Here is a 17,840-nt window from a genome sequence, read left to right as displayed (position 1 = left end):
GTGGCACTACCTAGCCAGATTGTCTAGGTAGACAGGCCGACTATTTCTCGGCTCGTGAGCCGGCCGCCGGCAGAAGGTGCGCTGCGAGCGACTGTCGGGCCAGCGGGAGCGGTGCCGCGTGTCTGGCGCACTGCTCCCGCTCGACGAAACCGGTCCCGCTGTCCGGGACTCGTGACGAGTCAGCCACCGGTGGACCCGCTCAGCGAGATCGCTGACGGGTCAGCTACCGCTGGTCCCGTTCTCCGTGATTCGTGACGTGCCCAGCGAGCGCTGCTCCCGCTCAACGGGCACGATCCCGCACAGCCGAATCCGTGTCGCGTAGACGTGTCGCGGATTCTGCCCGTCCGACAGTCCTTTGCGACGCACCCTTCTCCCCGTGGGCGGGGCCGCTCCGGGAGCGGGCAGCGTGGCCTCGCTCAGCGCAGGGGTGTGTGCGCGGGGTCGACCCGCTCGTCCTCGCGCACCGGCCCGGGCGCGGTGCCGTCGCCGAAGGGACGCCCGCCGAGCTCCTCGCGGCCGTGCGGGGTGACCCAGCCGGACAGGTCCGGGCCCACCGGGACTATCTGCGTGGGATTGAGGTCGGTGTGGACGACGTAGTAGTGCTGCTTGATCTGCTCGAAGTCCACGGTGTCGCCGAAGCCTGGCGTCTGGAACAGGTCGCGCGCGTAGCCCCACAGCGCCGGCATCTCGCTCAGCTTGTTGCGGTTGCACTTGAAGTGCCCGTGGTACACCGGGTCGAAGCGCACGAGCGTGGTGAACAGGCGCACGTCCGCCTCGGTGATCGTGTCGCCCACGAGGTAGCGCTGCCCGGTGAGCCGCTCCTCGAGCCAGTCGAGGGCGGTCCACAGCCGGTCGTAGGCCTTGTCGTAGGCCGCCTGGGAACCGGCGAAGCCGCAGCGGTACACGCCGTTGTTCACCTCGGTGAAGACCCGCTTGTTGACCGCGTCGATCTCCTCGCGCAGGTGCTCGGGGTAGAGGTCCGGCGCGCCCTCGCGGTGGTGCTCGCGCCACTCGGCGGAGAGGTCGAGGGTGATCTGGGCGTAGTCGTTGGTCACCACCTGGCCGGTGGGCACGTCGACGATCGCCGGCACCGTGATGCCCCGCGGGTAGTCGGGGAAGCGGGCGAAGTACGCCTCCTGGAGCCGCTCGATGCCGAGCACGGGGTCGCGGCCGTCGGGGTCGAGGTCGAAGGTCCACGAGCGGGCGTCGTGCGTGGGCCCGGGCAGGCCGAGGGAGATCGCGTCCTCCAGGCCCAGCAGGCGCCGCACGATGATCGTGCGGTTCGCCCACGGGCAGGCCCGCGCGGCGACGAGCCGGTAGCGCCCGGGCTCCACCGGGTAGCCGTCGGCGCCGTCGCGGGTGATGCGCGTGGTGATGTAATTCGTGTCCCGGGTGAACTCCTGGCCCGTGGTCACGTAGCTGCCGGCGGTCGAGTGCGCGTCGTCCATGCCCTCGACCGTAACCCCGTCCCGCCTCAGAAGCGCTCGCTGCGCTCGTGCACCCCGTGCTCGGCGGAGTAGACCTCCGCGCCGGTGATGAAGGCCCGCTGCACCCGGGAGAACACGTCGAGCGGGTCGCCGGACCAGACGACGACGTCGCCGTCCAGGCCCGGGCGCAGCGCCCCGATCCGGTCGTCGAGCCCGAGGATCTCGGCCGGGTTGATCGTGAGCGCCCGCAGCGCCACGTCGCGGTCCAGGCCCTCCTTGACCGCGAGCGACGCCTGGTGGACGAGGAAGTTGATCGGGACCACCGGGTGGTCGGTGGTGATCGCGACCTTGACCCCGGCCTCGGCGAGCCGGGCGAGGTTGGCGATGTCGCGGTCGCGCAGCTCGACCTTGGAGCGGCTGGTGAACAGCGGCCCGAAGATCACCGGGACGCCCTTCTCGGCGAGGACGTCGGCGATGCGGGCGCCGTCGGTGCCGTGGTTGACGACGAGCCGGTAGCCGAACTCCTCGGCGAGGCGGATCGCGGTGGCGATGTCGTCGTGGCGGTGGGTGTGCTGGTCCCAGATGAGCTCGCCGTCGAGCACGGCGGCGAGCGTCTCGAGGGTGAGGTCGCGCTCCACCGGCTTGCCCTCGGCCAGCGCGTGGTCGCGCTTGGCGGCGTAGTTCTGCGCGGCGACGAAGGCGTCGCGGATGACCTTGGCGACGCCCAGGCGGGTGGAGGGCAGGGCCTTCTTGTCGCCGTAGACACGCTTGGGGTTCTCCCCGAGCGCGGCCTTGACCGACACCCGCTCGCGGATGACCTGCTCGTCCACGGTGCGCCCGCCCCAGGTCTTGATCGCGACCGTCTGCCCGCCGATCGGGTTGCCGGACCCGGGCTTGACGACGGCGGCGGTGACGCCGCCGATGAGCGAGTCCCGGAACCCCTCCTCCTCGATGTTGATCGCGTCCAGCGCGCGCAGCCCCGCGCCCACGGGGTCGGTCATCTCGTTGACGTCGGCGCCGGCCCAGCCCTCGCCCTCCTCGCTCACGCCCATGTGCGCGTGGGACTCGACGAAGCCGGGCAGCACCCACGAGCCGCTCGCGTCGATGACGCGTACGCCGTCGGGGACCTCGACGTCGGCACCGACGGCCGCGATGACGCCGTCGAGCACGAGGACGGTCCCGTTCTCGATCGGCTCGCCGTCGACGGGGACGACGTAGCCGCCGGAGACGGCGACGGAGGCGGTGCGGGTGCGGCGGGGCGCGGAAGAGGTTGTCATGGTCCAGTGGTACCACCTGCCGCCGACGTGGCGGCAGTGCGAGCCGGTGGTGTCGGCGCCGCCGGGGGAGGAGGCAGGCCATGGCCGCACGCGAGCAGAAGCCGGGAACGACGGGCGGGAGCACGCCCACGACGCCGGAGGGGCGCCGCGCCCCCGCCTCGCGCAACCGGCTCGGGTGGATCGCGATCACCGTGGCGGGCGCGCTCACCGCGTGGCAGATCGTCTACGCGATCACGCTGCCCAGCGTCCAGAACGTCGAGACCTACGAGTCCGTGGGGCTGCTGCTCACGCTCGTCCTCGCCGTCGGCGCGGCCGTGCTCGGCATCGTCGCGCTGAGCCAGCGGGTGACGCCCCGCTGGCCCGGGCTGGCCGCGCTCGCCGTCGGCACCTACGCCTTCATCGTCGCGGTGGCGAGCTGGATCGGCCGGCTCATGTACTGAGCCGGCCGGCTCAGGTCTCGATGTCGTCGCGGGTGCGTGCGCGGATCCGCAGCGCGATACCGCCGAGGGCCGCCGAGAGCACGGAGCCGAGGAGGACACCGACGCGGGCGTGGCTGCTCTCGACCGAGCCGGGCTCGAAGGCGAGTTGGGCGATGAGGAGGGAGACGGTGAAGCCGACGCCCGCGAGCAGGCTCATCCCCACCATGTCCTTGAGGTTGAGGCCCTTGCCCAGGACGAGCGGGGTGAGGGTGACGAGGAGCGCGGTGCCGCCCCAGATCCCGATGAGCTTGCCGAGGGGCAGTCCGAGCGAGATGCCGACGGAGACGGGGTCGGTGATGACGCCGAGGATGCCGCCGGAGTCGACGACGTTCACGCCGGCGGCGAAGAAGGCGAAGATCGGCAGGACGATGCCGGAGGAGATCCAGCTGATCCGGTGCTCGAAACGGTGGGACAGGTCCTCGTCCTCACCGGGCCGCGCGACGGCGGGCACGACCATGCCGAGGAGCACACCGGCGATGGTCGCGTGGACGCCGGAGGCGTGCATGAGCGCCCAGGCGACCACGCCCACGGGGACGAGCACCCACCAGGCGGTGATGCGGCGGCGGACGAGCACCGCGAAGACGGCGACGGCGAGGAACGCGGCGGCCAGCAGGAGGTAGTTGAGGCCGTCGGCGAAGACGACGGCGATGATGACGATGCCGATGAGGTCGTCGACGACGGCAAGGGTGAGGAGGAAGAGGCGCAGCGCCGTCGGGAAGCCGCGGCCGAAGATGCCGAGGAGGGCGACGGCGAAGGCGATGTCCGTCGCGACAGGCACCGGCCAGCCCTCCCAGACGCCCGAGCCGGTCACGGCCTGGATGAGGAGGTAGACGGCCACGGGCCCGAGGACCCCGAAGAAGGCGGCGATGACCGGCACGGCGGCGGTGCGCACATCACGCAGCGAGCCGGTGACGAACTCCTGCTTGAGCTCGAGGCCGACGGCGAAGAAGAAGATGGCCAGCAGGCCGTCGGAGGCCCACGCGGCGAGGGTGAGGTCCAGGTGCAGCGCCGCCGGGCCGATCGTGATCTCCGAGAGCGAGGCGTACGCCTCCCGCCACGGGGAGTTCGCCCACACGAGCGCGACGAGCGCCCCGGCGAGCAGCACCATCCCGGCGAAGGTCTCGTTGCCGAGCTTCTCGCGGTATACGGCGAGAGGTCCGCGGCGGGTGGTGGACGGGCTCGGCATGGGGAGACCTTTCTCGGGGGTGGTTCGGCCGCGAGTCTACGGGCGCGCGCACGGACGGGCCCGTGGCCGGGAGGTCTCCCTCCCGGCCACGGGTGTGGTGCGTCGTGCTACAGCAGCCCCATCGCCGTCGGCAGCCACAGCGACAGCTGCGGGACGAAGACGACGAGGAACAGGGTGAGGATGATCGCCACGAGGAAGGGCCACAGCTTGCTGATGACCGGCTCGATCCGCAGCCGGCCGACCCGCGCGCCGACGAACAGGACGTTCCCGACCGGTGGCGTGATGACGCCGACCGACAGGTTCATCACGACCATCGCGCCGAAGTGCACCGGGTCGATCCCGAACTCGGTGACGATCGGCAGGAAGATCGGCACGAAGATGAGGATGGCCGGGGTCGGGTCCATGAACGTGCCCGCGACCAGCAGGATGACCATCATGATGATGAGCACGACGGTGCTGGAGTCGGTGAAGCCGAGCACGGCGTCGGAGATGAGGTCCGGGATCCGGGCGAAGCTCATGACGAAGGACAGCGCCGTGGACACCGCGACGAGCAGCATGACGATGGCCGTCGTGCGGCCGGCGTCGACGAGGATGCCGGGCAGCTCGCTCACCCTGATGCTCCGGTAGATCGCCGAGAGCACGAGGCAGTAGACGACGGCGATGGCCGCCGACTCGGTGGCCGTGAAGAACCCGCCGAGGATGCCGCCGACGACGATGATGATCATGAGCAGCGAGGGCACCGCGCGCCAGATGACGAGCATCCCCTGGGCGAAGGAGATCCGGTCGGCCGACTTCAGCTTGCCCGGCTGCTTGCGGGCGTAGAGGTAGATGACGACCATGCAGGCCAGCGCCCACAGGATGCCCGGGACCGCGCCGGCCATGAACAGCGCCGCGATCGAGGTGCTCGAGACGAGCGAGTACACGATGAAGGTGTTCGACGGCGGGATGAGCATGCCCGAGGGGGCGGAGGCGACGTTGACGGCGGCCGCGAAGCGGCGGTCGTAGCCCTCCTTGACCATCCGGTGGTGCATGACGTTCCCGACGGCGGCAGCGGCGGCGACCGCCGCGCCGGAGACCGCGCCGAACATCGCGTTGGCGACGACGTTCGTCTGGGCCAGCGAGGCGGGCATGCGGCCGGTGAGGACCTTGGCCGCGTCGACGAGCCGGCCGGCGATGCCGCCGTTGTTCATGATGACGCCGGCCAGCACGAACAGCGGGATGGCGAGGAGCGGGAAGGAGTTGATGCCGGTGAACATGCGCTGCGCCGTCACCAGCGCGGCGGCCTCGAGGCCGAGCAGCGGGATGGCGGCGAGCATGGACGCCGCACCGATGACGATCGCGATCGGCACGGAGAAGACGATGCCGACGAGGATCGAGCCGAGCAGGATGAGCCCTGCGAGCGTTGCCGGGTCCATCACGCCTCCGTCTTGGGGTCGGCCCGGCGGTCACCGGGGGTGTCGGGGGTGTCGCTGAGGAGGATGCTGTCGACCTCGAGGGTCTCGGCGCGGGCCGCCTCCGGCTGCGAGCCGGCGCCGGCGCCCTCCTCCTCGTCGGAGTGGTCGCCGTAGGGCGGGAGCTTGCCGCGGCCGATCGTGAGGACGTAGTAGACGGCGTAGAAGGCGATGAGGACGCCGGCCACCGGCAGCGCGAGGTACATCTGCCCGAGCGTGAAGGGCAGCGCGGACAGCTCCTGCAGCCAGGCGTTCTGCGAGGCCCGCCAGCCGCCCCACACGAGGACGGTCAGCGCGAAGACGAGGACGACGAGCTGGACGACGACGGCGAGCACCTTCTCGCCCCGCTCGGGGAAGCGGCGCGCGAGGATCTCGACGGCGATGTGGCCGCGCTCGCCGAAGACGTAGGCGGCGGCGAACAGGCCCAGCCACACGAAGGTGAGACGGGCGCCCTCCTCGGTCCACGTGCTCGGGTCGCCGAGCACCTGACGGCTGACGACCTGCCACACGACGATGACGACGAGCAGCGCGAAGAGGACGACGGTGACCCAGTACAGGACCCGGTCCAGGACGTTCTTCAGGGCATCCATCTGCCTCACTCCTCCGTCCGCGTCGACGCGGCGCGCGCGGCGTCGTAGATGCGCCACTGGTTGTCGGTCGTGAGGAACTCCTCGGCCAGCGGCTCGAGCGCCTCGTCGAAGATCGTGTCGTCGACCTCGTGGAAGGTGGCGCCGCCGGCCTCGGCCTCGGCGACGGCCTCGGCGGTGGCCTCGAGCCACAGCTCGACGTGGGTGGACCGGGTGCGGTCCCAGCCCTGGTCGAAGACCGCACGGTCCTCCTCCGTCATGGAGGCGAGCATGTCGGTGTTGATGATGAGGTAGTCCAGGCCGACGAGGTGGTTGGTGTAGCTCCAGTGCGGGGCCACCTCGAAGTGCCGCTGGGAGGCGTAGGAGACCTCGTTGTTCTCGGCGGCGTCGACGACGCCGGACTGCAGCCCGGTGTAGAGCTCGCCGTAGGCCATCGGGGTGGCGGAGGCACCGAGCGCCTCGGCCATGGCGACGTTGAGGGGGGACTCCTGCACGCGCAGCTTCTGCCCGTCCAGGTCGGCCGGCGTCTCCACCGGACCGTCGGTCGTGTACACGCTGCGGTTGCCCTGGGTGAACCCGCCGAGCACGGTGAAGTTGTTCGTCTCCTCGAGCGAGGAGTACAGCTCCCCGACGATCGACTCGTCGGCGATGACGCGCATCTGGTGGTCGATGTCGTCGAAGGTCGTGGGGAGGTTGAGCGCGATGAAGTCGCGGTTGAGGTTCTCGAGCTGCGGGCCGGAGACGATCGCCATCTCCACCGAGCCGTCCGACACCAGCTGCATGGCCTCGGCCTGCGCCCCGAGCGTCTCGTTCGGGTAGATGTCGATGGTCCAGCGGCCGTCGGTCTCCTCCTCGAGGTACTCGCCCCAGCTCTGGAGGGCGATGTACGAGGGGTGGGACTCGGTCTGGTTGAGCGCGAGGTGGAGGATGTCCCCCTCGTTGGTGCCGGGCTCGAGGGAGGGGCTGCACGCGGCCAGCACGAGAGCGGAGGTGCCCGCTACGGCTGCGGCCGCGGTCAGATGTCGCCGCATGATGTCCTTCTTCCTTGATAGTCGCGCGATGCGGGTGCGGAGTGCGCGAACGGCCGGACCCACGGGTCCCGCTGGCCTGCTGTCGATTGAGCCACACCGCGAGGACCGCCGGAAACAGTTGCCGGGAGTTGTCGCGGGGACTAGCTCGAGGCGATCTGGGCGGCCAGGTGGCCGCCTCCGTAGCCGTTGTCGATGTTGACGACGGCGACCCCGGGGGCGCAGGCGTTGAGCATCGACAGCAGCGGTGCGACGCCGCCGAAGGCGGCGCCGTAGCCGACCGACGTCGGCACGGCCACGACCGGTGCGCTCACCAGTCCGGCGACGACGCTCGGCAGGGCGCCGTCCATCCCGGCGGCGACGACGACGACGCGCGCCGAGCGCAGGAGGTCGAGGTGGCCCAGCACCCGGTGCAGCCCCGCCACGCCGACGTCGACGACGAGCTCGGTGCGCCGGCCGAGGTAGCGGGCGGTGAGCTCGGCCTCGCGGGCCACGGGCAGGTCGGAGGTGCCGGCGCTGACGACGACGACGAGCCCGCCCGTGGGCTCGGGGGCGGCGGCCGGCCAGGCGACGACGCGCGCCACCGGGTCGTGGTGGGCGTCGGGCAGCGCCGCGAGGACGGCGGCCGCCTGCTCGGGCGTGGCCCGGGTGAAGAGGGTGGGCGTGCCGGCCGTCGCGACCTCGGCCGCGATGAGCGCGACCTGCTCCACGCTCTTCGGCTCGCAGAGCACGGCCTCGGGGTAGCCACGGCGGGCGGCGCGGTCGTGGTCGAGGTGCGCCACGCGCGTGAGCTCGGGGCCCGGCACCCAGTCCTCAGCCACGGACGGAGACCAGGGGGAGGGTGAAGGCGCCGGACTGGATGCCGCGCAGGTCGAGCGCGGCGAAGCGGAAGCCGGCCTCGCGCACGGCGCGGTCGACCTCCTCGCGGCGCTGGACGGCGGCGAGCAGCTCCTCGGGCAGCAGCTCGATGCGGGCGACGTCCCCGTGGTGGCGCACGCGGCTGTCGGTGAAGCCGAGCCGGCGCAGGGCGGCCTCGGCCTGGTCGACCTGCCGGAGCTTCTCCGGGGTGACCTCCTCGAAGTGCGGGATCCGCGAGGCGAGGCACGGCGCCGCGGGCTTGTCGGCGACGGGCAGGTCCAGGGCCCGGGCGACCTCGCGCACCATCGCCTTGGTCATGCCGGCCTGGGCCAGCGGCCGCAGCACCCGGTGGTTCGTGGCCGCCCGGGAGCCGGGACGGTCGGGCCGCTTCGCGTCGTCGGCGTTCTCGCCGTAGGCGACGGCCGCCAGCCCGAGCTCGGCGACGAGGTCGTCGTCGATGCGGGTGAAGAGCTCGTCCTTGCAGTGGAAGCAGCGGTCGGGGCCGTTGGCCCGGTAGGCCGCCGACTCGCCCTCGTGAGTCTCGATCTCGACGACGCGCGCACCGATGACGGCCGCGGTCTCGTGGGCACGGGCGCGCTCGTCGGTCGCCAGGCTGGGGGAGACGCCGAGGACGGCGACGACGTTCCCGGCCCCCAGCGTGCGTACCGCCAGGGCGAGGAGCGTGGCCGAGTCGACGCCCCCGGAGTAGGCCACCCCGAGGGGTGCGTGGCCGGAGAGGAGCTCCCCGACCGTCGCCGCGGCCTGTGCCGCCGGTCCTGCCAGGCCCGGTACCGCCGTCGTCGTCATGGACTGCTCCTTCGTGCACGTGACGTTCCCCGAGCCAGTGGACAAGTCGGGCGGCGCACTGGCAACTCGTTGCCACTCGTTGCCCTGTGACCTTACCGTTGTGGGCCTATGGACAGCGAGACCGGCCGGGCCCCGACGATCTACGACGTGGCCAAGGCCGCGGGGGTGGCGCCGTCGACCGTGTCGCGGGCCCTCGCCCGGCCCGGGCGGGTGAGCGCGGCGACGGCGGAGAAGGTCCGGGCGGCCGCGGCCGCGCTCGGCTACCGCCGCACGTCCGTGGCGCCCGTCCTCGGCACCGTGACCACGCGGATGCTGGCCATGGTCGTCGCCGACATCGGCAACCCGCTGTTCGTCGACGTCATCCGCGGGGCCTCGGCGGCCGCGGAGGCGGCCGGCTACACGATGCTCCTCTTCGACGCCCAGGAGTCCGACCAGCGCGAGCGCGAGGCCGCGTCGACCTTCCTCAGCGCCGTCGACGGCCTCATCCTCACCAGCCCACGGCTCTCCGACTCCGGGATCCGCGCGATCGCCAAGCAGCGGCCCGTCATCGTCCTCAACCGGGTGGTCAGCGGGCTGCCGAGCGTCCTCACCGACGGCGCTCGCGGCGTGCGCCGCGCGGCCGAGCACCTCGGGCAGCTGGGGCACCGGGAGATCACCTACGTCGCCGGCCCGGAGGCCTCGTGGGCCGACGGCGTGCGCTGGCGCGGCCTCGAGGAGGCCGGCCACGAGCTCGAGCTGCGGGTGCGCCGCATCGGCCCGAACTCCCCGACCGTCGACGGCGGCGCCAAGGCGGCCCGGAGGTGGGCGCAGAACCCGACGACCGCCGTCGTCGCCTTCAACGACGTCATGGCCGTGGGCTTCGTCCGGGGGCTGCGAGCCCTGGGGATCTCGGTGCCCGGCGACGTGAGCGTCGTCGGCTTCGACAACAGCCGCACCGGTGCGCTCACCGTCCCCGCGCTCACCTCGGTGGCCTCCCCGCTGTCCCTCCAGGGGGCGACGGCGGTGCGCAACCTCCTCGCCATCATCGGCGGGGCGCGCTCGAGCGAGCAGCCGGTGGTGCTGCCCGTCAAGCTCGTCGCGCGCGACTCCACCGCCCGGGTCGGGCGGGGCCGGCTGCTGCGCTCCTGAGGGCGTGGCAACACATGGACACCGCTGCCGGTGGCCGGGGGCCTGCGACCATACTGGGGGCCGTAGCGTCACCCAGCCGCCGATGAAAGGACCAGCACATGACTGACAGCAAGGCGACTGCCTCCGCCCAGATCGGAGTCATCGGACTCGCCGTCATGGGCAGCAACCTCGCCCGCAACCTGGCACGTCACGGCTACACCGTGGCGCTGTACAACCGCACCTTCGCCAAGACCGAGGAGCTCGTCGCGGCCCACGGCGACGAGGGCACCTTCGTCGCGTCCGAGGAGCTGGCGGACTTCGTCGCGAGCCTCGAGCGCCCGCGCAAGATGATCATCATGGTCAAGGCCGGCGGCCCGACCGACGCCGTCATCGAGTCCCTCATCCCGCTCCTCGAGGAGGGGGACATCGTCGTTGACGGCGGCAACGCCCACTACGAGGACACCCGCCGCCGCGAGGCCTACCTCCGCGACAAGGGCCTGCACTTCGTCGGCGCGGGCATCTCCGGCGGCGAGGAGGGTGCGCTCAACGGTCCGAGCATCATGCCCGGCGGGCCGGCCGAGTCCTACGTGACCCTCGGGCCGATCCTCGAGGACATCTCCGCCAAGGTCGACGGCGAGCCCTGCTGCGTCCACATCGGCCCCGACGGCGCGGGCCACTTCGTCAAGATGGTGCACAACGGCATCGAGTACGCCGACATGCAGTTCATCGCCGAGGCCTACGACATCCTGCGCGCCGCCGGCTTCGAGGCCGCCGAGCTGGCCGAGGTCTTCACCGAGTGGAACACCGGCGACCTCGACTCCTACCTCATCGAGATCACCGCCCAGGTGCTCGGGCACGTCGACGCCGAGACCGGCCGTCCCTTCGTCGACGTCGTCGCCGACGCCGCCGAGCAGAAGGGCACCGGCCGCTGGACCGTGCAGATCGCCCTCGAGCTCGGGGTGCCGGTCAACACGATCGCCGAGTCGGTCTTCGCCCGCGCCACCTCCGGCCACGCCGCGCTGCGCGAGGCCTCCCGCGCCGCCCTCACCGGCCCGCAGCGGTCCGCTGTGGACACCGCCGCCCGCGCCGAGCTGGTGGAGAACGTCCGCCAGGCGCTGTGGGCCTCGAAGGTCGTCGCCTACGCCCAGGGCCTGGACCAGATCCGCACCGCCTCCGAGCAGTTCGGCTGGGACATCGACATCGCCGAGGTCGCCAAGATCTGGCGCGGCGGCTGCATCATCCGCGCCCGCCTCCTCGAGCGCATCCGCTCCGAGTACGCGGCCGGCAACCTCACGACCCTGCTCGAGGCCCCCTCGGTGGCCGCCGGGCTCGAGTCGAGCCAGGCCGGCTGGCGCGCCGCCGTCACCCACGCCGTCGCCAGCGGGGTGCCGGTCCCCGGCTTCTCCGCCGCCCTGGCCTACTACGACACCGTGCGGGCCGAGCGCCTGCCGGCGTCCCTCGTCCAGGGGCTGCGCGACTTCTTCGGTGCGCACACCTACAACCGCGTCGACCGCCCCGGTGTCTTCCACACCGAGTGGTCCGGCGACCGCAGCGAGTCCGCCCAGGGCTGACCCGCTCATACGCCGAGAGCCGGACTCCTCCACGGAGGAGTCCGGCTCTCGGCGTTCAGGGGTCCCGGCGCGGTGTGGGCGTCGGCGACGAGGTGTGGTCGGGTGGGCGGCAACGTGCACGGCGCCGAGGAGGGCCACCACGACGTCGTGCCCCAGCTCCCCGAGGAGTGCCCGCCAGTCACCCACCGCAGGTAAAAGTGCGGAGGGCGCGTGAAATACCACGCGCCCTCGTCACTTTCGCCTGCGATCGCCCCCCAGACAGCGCTCGGCCCACCGTCAGGCGCCGTGGAGCTCGGTGTCGCGGTTCTCGAGCTTCTCGCGAGTGGACCAGAGCCCGGCCGACGGGGTGGAGATGTAGAAGACCCGCTCGCCGTCGGGCATGGTGTTCCAGCCGTCCTTCATGACCGCGGGGTCGTAGCGGCGCTGGGCCTCCTCGACGTCCATGTACTGATAGCCGACGGACTCGATCTCCTCCTTGCTCAGCCGCCCGGGCGCGTAGGTGATCGTGAAGCGGCCCTCGCTCGAGCCGTGCACGAGGTGCGCGGTGCCGTGCGGGATGTCCTGCATGTCGGCCTGCGTCTTGTACAGGTCGATGACCTCGGCCTGGGAGAGGTAGCCGTACTTGCGGATGAGCGTGTCCACCTCGGGCTGCTCACCGAAGCGCTCGACGCCGGGCGCGATGACGAGCAGCTCACCGCCGTCGGCGATCGCCATGCGGGTGCGGTAGACGGCCTTGTTCGCGACCCAGGTCGCGCGGAACTCGTCGGCCTGCATGACGGCGACGACCTTGTCGGCCGGCTCGTCGAAGAGGGTGAAGTTCTGCTCGCGCGAGGCGCGGGCGGCGTCGTAGTACGTCTCGACGTCGTCACCCACGTACACGCCGGTGTGCGCGAGCTTGCCCTCGTCGTCGTAGTCCATGACGACCTGGAGGTAGACGTCGGGCAGGTGGCCGAGGAAGTGCTCCTCGGCGTAGTTGAAGCAGGCCCGCACCGGGGTGAGGAGGTTGCCGAGGTTGTTCTCGATGCCGTAGACGGCCGAGGCCATGTGGGAGGCGCCGAGGAGGCGCTTGCCGCCCAGGCCGATGAAGTAGTTCTTGTTGTGGTTGGCGAAGCCGAGGACCTCGTGGGGCACGACGTGCCCGACGTTGATGATGAGGTCCCACCGCTCGGTGACGAGCATGGTGTTGAGGTCGACCGGCATCTCCCAGTCGACGGCGCCGCCCGTCTTCTCGCGGACGAACTCCGCGGGCACGGTGCCGACGTTCGTCACGCCGTTCTTCCAGTCGTGGGCGTGGATGCGCTCCTCGGGGATCGAGCCGAACATCCACCGGTTGTCCTCCGGGGTGTGCGGCACGTGCTGCCCGAGCGTGGGGATGACGTGCACCTCGGTGCCGGCGGCGTCGAGCCGGTTGTACAGGTACTCGGTCATCCAGCCGGTGCCCGAGTGCGCCCGGGTGAGGTCCGGCGGCAGGAGGAGCACACGCTTGTACTCGGCGATGCCGAGCCGCTCCTTCGCCTCGTCGAGCAGCCGGTCGCACATCGCCTCGATCTGGGGCCGCGAGATGAAGCGGGCCTCCTCCTTGAACCACGTCATGTCCCGACCGTAGCGCCGCGTGGCCGCCGCCGTCAGGTGGGAGGGGCCGGAACGTGGGGTGTGGTGGCAATCGGTGGCAACAGGGTGGCAAGGTCTGGCAACTTCATTGTCGGCGGCGGGTGGTGTCGGGACGATGGCGGGCATGAGCGCTGACACGCAGGCATCGCTGGAGGTCCATCCCGACCGCCTCCTCCCCACGCAGCCGGAGGTGCGGGACGTGGCCCGGCGGCTGTACGCCGCGACGAAGGACCTCCCGATCATCTCGCCGCACAGCCACGTGCCCCCGCAGTGGCTGGTGGACAACAAGCCATTCCCGGACCCTGCGTCACTGCTGCTCACGCCCGACCACTACGTGCTGCGCATGCTGCACGCCAACGGCGCCGAGCTCAGCGACCTCGGCCGTGGGCCGGACGGGCCGCTCGAGCTGGACGAGGCCGCGGCCCGCAAGGCCTGGCGGATCCTGTGCGAGAACTACTACCTCTTCCGCGGCACGCCCGTGAAGTACTGGTTCGACACGACCTTCGTCGAGGTCTTCGGCATCACCCAGGTGCCCAGCGCCGAGACCGCCGACGCGATCTACGACCAGATCGCCGCGGCCCTGCAGACCCCCGAGTTCCTCCCGCGCGCCCTCTTCGAGCGCTTCGGCATCTCGGTGCTCGCGACGACCGACGACCCGCTCGACGACCTCGCCCCGCACCGCGCCCTGGCCGAGGACCCGACCTTCACCGGCCGCGTCATCCCGACCTTCCGGCCCGACCGCTTCCTCGAGGTCGCCCGCCCGGGCTTCGCCGACCTCGCGCGCGAGCTGGGCAAGGTCTCCGGCGTCGACACCGGCGACTACGCCGGGTACATCGCCGCGCTGGAGAACCGCCGCCGCTACTTCAAGGAGCACGGCGCCGTCTCCTCCGACCACTCCCACCTCGACGCCGGCACCCAGCCGCTCGAGACGGCGGAGGCCGAGCGCATCTACGCCGCCGCGCTGCGCGGGGAGGCGACCGTCGAGGAGGGCCGCGCCTTCCACCGCCACATGATGAGCGAGACCGCCCGCATGGCGACCGAGGACGGCCTCGTCATGACCCTCCACCCGGCGGTCTACCGCAACCACGACACCGACAACTTCGAGCGCTACGGCGCCGACGCCGGCTCCGACATCCCGGTCAAGGTCGAGTTCACCGAGGCGCTACAGCCGCTCCTCTCGCGCTACGGCAACCACCCGAACTTCACGCTCGTCGTCTTCACGATCGACGAGACCGTGTACTCCCGCGAGTTGGCCCCCATGGCGGGCTTCTACCGCTCGCTGCACGTGGGCGTGCCGTGGTGGTTCATCGACGCGCCCGAGGCGATCCGCCGCTTCCGCGGCGCCGTCACCGAGACCGCGGGCTTCTACCGGACCTCCGGCTTCATCGACGACACCCGCGCGTTCCTCTCGATCCCCACGCGCCACGACATGTCGCGCCGTCTCGACGCCGCCTACCTGGCAGAGTTGGTCGCGCAGCACCGCCTCACCGAGGACGAGGCGGTGGCGACCGCCCGCGACCTCGTCACGACGATCCCGAAGAAGGTGTTCAAGCTGTGACCGAGCGACTCAGCCGCCGGCCCGACCAGACCGCGCCGCCCGTGCGCATCGCCCACCTGGGCCTGGGGAACTTCTTCCGGGCCCACCAGGCCTGGTACACGATGCGCGCCGCCGACGGCGCGGACTGGGGCATCGCGGCCTTCACCGGCCGCCGCCCGGACGCCGCCCACGCCCTCGCGCCGCAGGACGGGCTGTACACGCTCGTCGTGCGCGGGGCCGAGGGCGACGAGCTCGAGGTCGTCACCTCGGTCAGCGCCGTCCACGCTGCGGCCGACCACGCCGCCTGGCTCGAGTACCTGCGTGACCCGGCCGTCGCCGTCGTCACGAGCACGGTGACCGAGGCCGGCTACCTGCGCGGTGCCGACGGTGGCCTCGACCGGGACAACGCCGACGTCGCCGCCGACATCGAGACCCTGCGCCGCGACCCCGTCGCGCCGGTCACCACGGTGCCCGGCAAGATCGTCGCCGGCCTCATCGCCCGCCAGGCGGCCGACGCCGGACCGATCACGGTCCTGCCCTGCGACAACCTCCCGGGCAACGGCGAGGTCGTCGCCCGCGTCGTGCGCGAGCTGGGCGGCGAGGTCGACCCCGGCCTCCTGCCGTGGATCGACGAGAACGTCGACTTCGCCAGCTCGATGGTCGACCGCATCACCCCGGCCGTGGGGCCGGAGACCGCCGAGCTGGTCGAGCGCGAGCTCGGCGTCACCGACGTCGCTCCTGTCGCCACCGAGCCCTTCTCCGAGTGGGTCATCGCCGGGCAGTTCCCGGCCGGGCGCCCGCGCTGGGAGACGGCGGGCGTCACCCTGGTCGAGGACGTCGAGCCCTACGAGCGGCGCAAGCTGCTGCTGCTCAACGGCGCGCACTCGCTCATGGCCTACGCCGGGCCGATCCTGGGCCACGAGACCGTGGACGAGGCCTTCGCCGACGAGCAGGTCCGCGCCTGGGTCGAGCGCCTGTGGGACGACGCCGAGGCGAGCCTCGACGTCCCCGCCGAGGACGTCGCCGCCTACCGCGAGGCGCTGCGCGAGCGCTTCGCCAACCCGCGGATGCGCGACATCCTCGGCCGGATCGCCGCCGACGGCTCGCAGAAGCTGCCCGTGCGCCACGTGCCCGTGCTGCGCACCGAGCGGGGGGCGGGACGGATGCCGCAGGGCGCCGTCGTCGCCGTCGCCGCCTGGGTCGCGCACCTGCGCGGCGCGGGCGTGCCCGTCAAGGACGTCGCTGCCGAGCGGTGGCAGCAGCTGGCGGCCGGGGACGACGAGCGGGCCGTGCGCACCGTCCTCGGTGAGCTCGCCCCCGACCTCGCCGAGGACGCCGAGCTGCGCGCAGCCGTCCTCGACCAGCTCCGCTCCTTCGAGTCGGAGCGCTGAGCATGGGCGTCGTCATCGGGATCGACGTCGGCACGACGACCACCAAGGTCATCGCCGTCGACGCCGCGACGGGCTGGCGCGTGGCGGCCTTCCGCGAGTACAAGCTCGCCGAGCCGCAGCCCCGCTGGCAGGTGCAGGACCCGCAGATGGTGCTCGACGCCGTCGACGGTGCGCTGGCCGAGGTGGTCGGCGCGTGCGCCGGCCACGCGATCGACGTCATCGGTGTCGGGTCGGCCATGCACGGGCTCGTCGGGCTGGACGAGGACCTGCGGCCGATCACCGACATCATCACCTGGGCCGACACCCGCGCCCACGCCGAGGCCGCCGAGCTGCGCGCCGCCGGCCGGGGCAAGGAGCTGCTCCACATGTCCGGCACACCGGTCCACCCGATGAGCCCGCTGGTCAAGCTCATGTGGTTCGCCCGCCACGACACCGCCACCGCGGCGCGCGCCCACCGCTGGATCGGGCTCAAGGACCTCGTCCTGCTCCACCTCACCGGCCGGGTCGCCACCGAGCTGTCCACGGCCTCCGCCTCCGGTCTGCTCGACCTGTCGACGCGCACCTGGGCCGACTCCTCCCTGGAGCTGGCCGGCGTGCGTCGCGAGCAGCTGCCCGAGGTGCTGCCGACGACGGCGCTGCTCGAGCTCTCCCGCGAGGCGGGTGGCCGCGTGGGCCTGCCGGCCGGCATCCCGATCAACACGGGCGCGACCGACGGGCCGCTGGGCAACCTCGGCACCGGCGCGATCGAGCCCGGCATCGCGGGGCTGTCGATGGGCACGAGCGGTGCCGTGCGCACCGTCGTCGACGAGCCCAAGCTCGACGCGGACGGCCGCCTGTTCTGCTACGCCCTGACGGACGACGCGTGGGTCGTCGGTGCGGCCATCAGCAACGGGGGAGTCGTGGCCCGCTGGGCGGGCGACGTCTACGCCCCCGACGTCCCGGCCGGCCCGCTGCGTGACATCCAGGTCATGGCGATGGCGAACGCCGTCCCGGCCGGCAGCGACGGCCTCATCATGCTGCCGTACCTCCTCGGCGAGCGCGCCCCCCTGTGGGACCCCGAGCTCACCGGCTCCTTCCTCGGCGTGCGGCACGCCCACGGGCGCGGTCACTTCATCCGGGCCGCGATCGAGGGCGTGGCCCTGCAGATGTCGAGCCTCGTCGACGTCCTCGACACGGTCACCCCCGTCACCGAGGTGCGGTGCACGGGTGGGGTCTTCCGTGCGGAGCTGTGGCGCCAGATCATGGCCGCCACCATCGGCCGCCCGCTCGTCCCGACCGACGACGCCGAGGGCTCGGCCCTGGGCTCGGCGATCCTCGCGCTCTACTCGACCGGGCAGGTGGACTCGCTCGCCGCGGGCCTCGAGCTGCTCAGCCCGGCCGGTGACGTCACTGACCCGATCGGGGTCTCCGAGGCGGACCGGGCGACCTACTCCGGGCTGCGCGGCCGCGCCGCCGGGCTGCTGGCCGCCTACGACGAGCTCCAGTCCTACCTGGAGACCCTGGAGACCAAGCCCCGCCTGTGA

General features: G+C 72.0%; 15 protein-coding genes. 6 read left to right on the top strand and 9 right to left on the bottom strand.

The window, feature by feature from the left end; genetic code table 11:
- Nucleotides 1-416 precede the first annotated feature (416 nt).
- Entirely contained in the window at nucleotides 417-1,448 is a 1,032-nt protein-coding gene (locus tag AA0005_RS11925; RefSeq protein ID WP_413450393.1) for a glutathione S-transferase family protein, read from the bottom strand.
- Between the two features lie 26 nt (nucleotides 1,449-1,474).
- Nucleotides 1,475-2,704, bottom strand: coding sequence for an amidohydrolase (locus AA0005_RS11920; RefSeq protein ID WP_413450392.1), 1,230 nt, complete (start codon nucleotides 2,702-2,704; stop codon nucleotides 1,475-1,477).
- An 80-nt stretch (nucleotides 2,705-2,784) separates the two neighbouring features.
- Between AA0005_RS11920 and AA0005_RS11915 the strand changes: the two genes are divergently transcribed.
- Nucleotides 2,785-3,144: a hypothetical protein gene (locus AA0005_RS11915; protein WP_413450391.1), complete on the top strand. Its 360-nt coding sequence runs from the start codon at nucleotides 2,785-2,787 to the stop codon at nucleotides 3,142-3,144.
- A 10-nt stretch (nucleotides 3,145-3,154) separates the two neighbouring features.
- On the opposite strand, the gene nhaA is transcribed toward AA0005_RS11915, so the two are convergent.
- From nhaA to larE, 6 genes are all read right to left on the bottom strand, one after another.
- Nucleotides 3,155-4,369 carry a Na+/H+ antiporter NhaA gene (gene nhaA, locus AA0005_RS11910; protein ID WP_413450390.1) on the bottom strand — a complete coding sequence of 405 codons (1,215 nt, stop codon included), beginning with the start codon at nucleotides 4,367-4,369 and terminating at the stop codon, nucleotides 3,155-3,157.
- Between the two features lie 107 nt (nucleotides 4,370-4,476).
- Entirely contained in the window at nucleotides 4,477-5,784 is a 1,308-nt protein-coding gene (locus tag AA0005_RS11905; protein WP_413450389.1) for a TRAP transporter large permease, read from the bottom strand.
- Nucleotides 5,784-6,410 (bottom strand): TRAP transporter small permease, encoded by a 627-nt coding sequence (locus AA0005_RS11900; RefSeq protein ID WP_413450388.1) that lies wholly within the window; start codon nucleotides 6,408-6,410, stop codon nucleotides 5,784-5,786. Before AA0005_RS11900 ends, AA0005_RS11905 begins: the two co-directional genes overlap by 1 nt.
- A 5-nt stretch (nucleotides 6,411-6,415) precedes the next feature.
- Complete coding sequence (locus AA0005_RS11895; RefSeq protein ID WP_413450387.1) at nucleotides 6,416-7,438, bottom strand: TRAP transporter substrate-binding protein; 1,023 nt, start codon at nucleotides 7,436-7,438, stop codon at nucleotides 6,416-6,418.
- A gap of 140 nt (nucleotides 7,439-7,578) precedes the next feature.
- A complete protein-coding gene (larB, locus tag AA0005_RS11890) occupies nucleotides 7,579-8,256 on the bottom strand; it encodes a nickel pincer cofactor biosynthesis protein LarB (RefSeq protein WP_413450386.1) in 678 nt (225 codons plus the stop codon).
- Nucleotides 8,249-9,100, bottom strand: a complete 852-nt coding sequence (gene larE, locus AA0005_RS11885) for an ATP-dependent sacrificial sulfur transferase LarE (protein WP_413450385.1) — start codon at nucleotides 9,098-9,100, stop codon at nucleotides 8,249-8,251. The genes larB and larE overlap by 8 nt, the downstream gene beginning before the upstream one ends.
- Before the next feature lie 108 nt (nucleotides 9,101-9,208).
- Between larE and AA0005_RS11880 the strand changes: the two genes are divergently transcribed.
- Together AA0005_RS11880 and gndA are read left to right on the top strand one after the other, a co-directional pair.
- Nucleotides 9,209-10,228 (top strand): LacI family DNA-binding transcriptional regulator, encoded by a 1,020-nt coding sequence (locus tag AA0005_RS11880; protein ID WP_413450384.1) that lies wholly within the window; start codon nucleotides 9,209-9,211, stop codon nucleotides 10,226-10,228.
- Nucleotides 10,229-10,326: 98 nt separating this feature from the next.
- Nucleotides 10,327-11,778: an NADP-dependent phosphogluconate dehydrogenase gene (gndA, locus tag AA0005_RS11875; protein ID WP_413450383.1), complete on the top strand. Its 1,452-nt coding sequence runs from the start codon at nucleotides 10,327-10,329 to the stop codon at nucleotides 11,776-11,778.
- Between the two features lie 276 nt (nucleotides 11,779-12,054).
- Here the strand turns inward: gndA and AA0005_RS11870 are convergent, their stop codons facing one another.
- The gene (locus AA0005_RS11870; RefSeq protein ID WP_413450382.1) at nucleotides 12,055-13,371 is read right to left on the bottom strand and encodes a lactate racemase domain-containing protein; all 1,317 of its coding nucleotides are present in this window, start codon (nucleotides 13,369-13,371) and stop codon (nucleotides 12,055-12,057) included.
- A gap of 142 nt (nucleotides 13,372-13,513) precedes the next feature.
- On the opposite strand from AA0005_RS11870, the gene uxaC reads away from it, so the two are divergent.
- From uxaC to AA0005_RS11855, 3 genes are read left to right on the top strand one after another with little or no spacing between them, the layout of a single operon-like run.
- Nucleotides 13,514-14,947: a glucuronate isomerase gene (gene uxaC / locus AA0005_RS11865; protein ID WP_413450381.1), complete on the top strand. Its 1,434-nt coding sequence runs from the start codon at nucleotides 13,514-13,516 to the stop codon at nucleotides 14,945-14,947.
- Nucleotides 14,944-16,317 (top strand): mannitol dehydrogenase family protein, encoded by a 1,374-nt coding sequence (locus AA0005_RS11860; RefSeq protein ID WP_413450380.1) that lies wholly within the window; start codon nucleotides 14,944-14,946, stop codon nucleotides 16,315-16,317. The genes uxaC and AA0005_RS11860 overlap by 4 nt, the downstream gene beginning before the upstream one ends.
- A gap of 2 nt (nucleotides 16,318-16,319) precedes the next feature.
- Nucleotides 16,320-17,840 (top strand): gluconokinase, encoded by a 1,521-nt coding sequence (locus AA0005_RS11855; RefSeq protein ID WP_413450379.1) that lies wholly within the window; start codon nucleotides 16,320-16,322, stop codon nucleotides 17,838-17,840.

The organism is Georgenia phoenicis (assembly GCF_047302425.1).
GTDB lineage: Bacteria > Actinomycetota > Actinomycetes > Actinomycetales > Actinomycetaceae > Oceanitalea.
The sequence above is the reverse complement of the archived record's forward strand: the minus strand, read 5'-3'. Positions and strand labels throughout refer to the sequence as shown.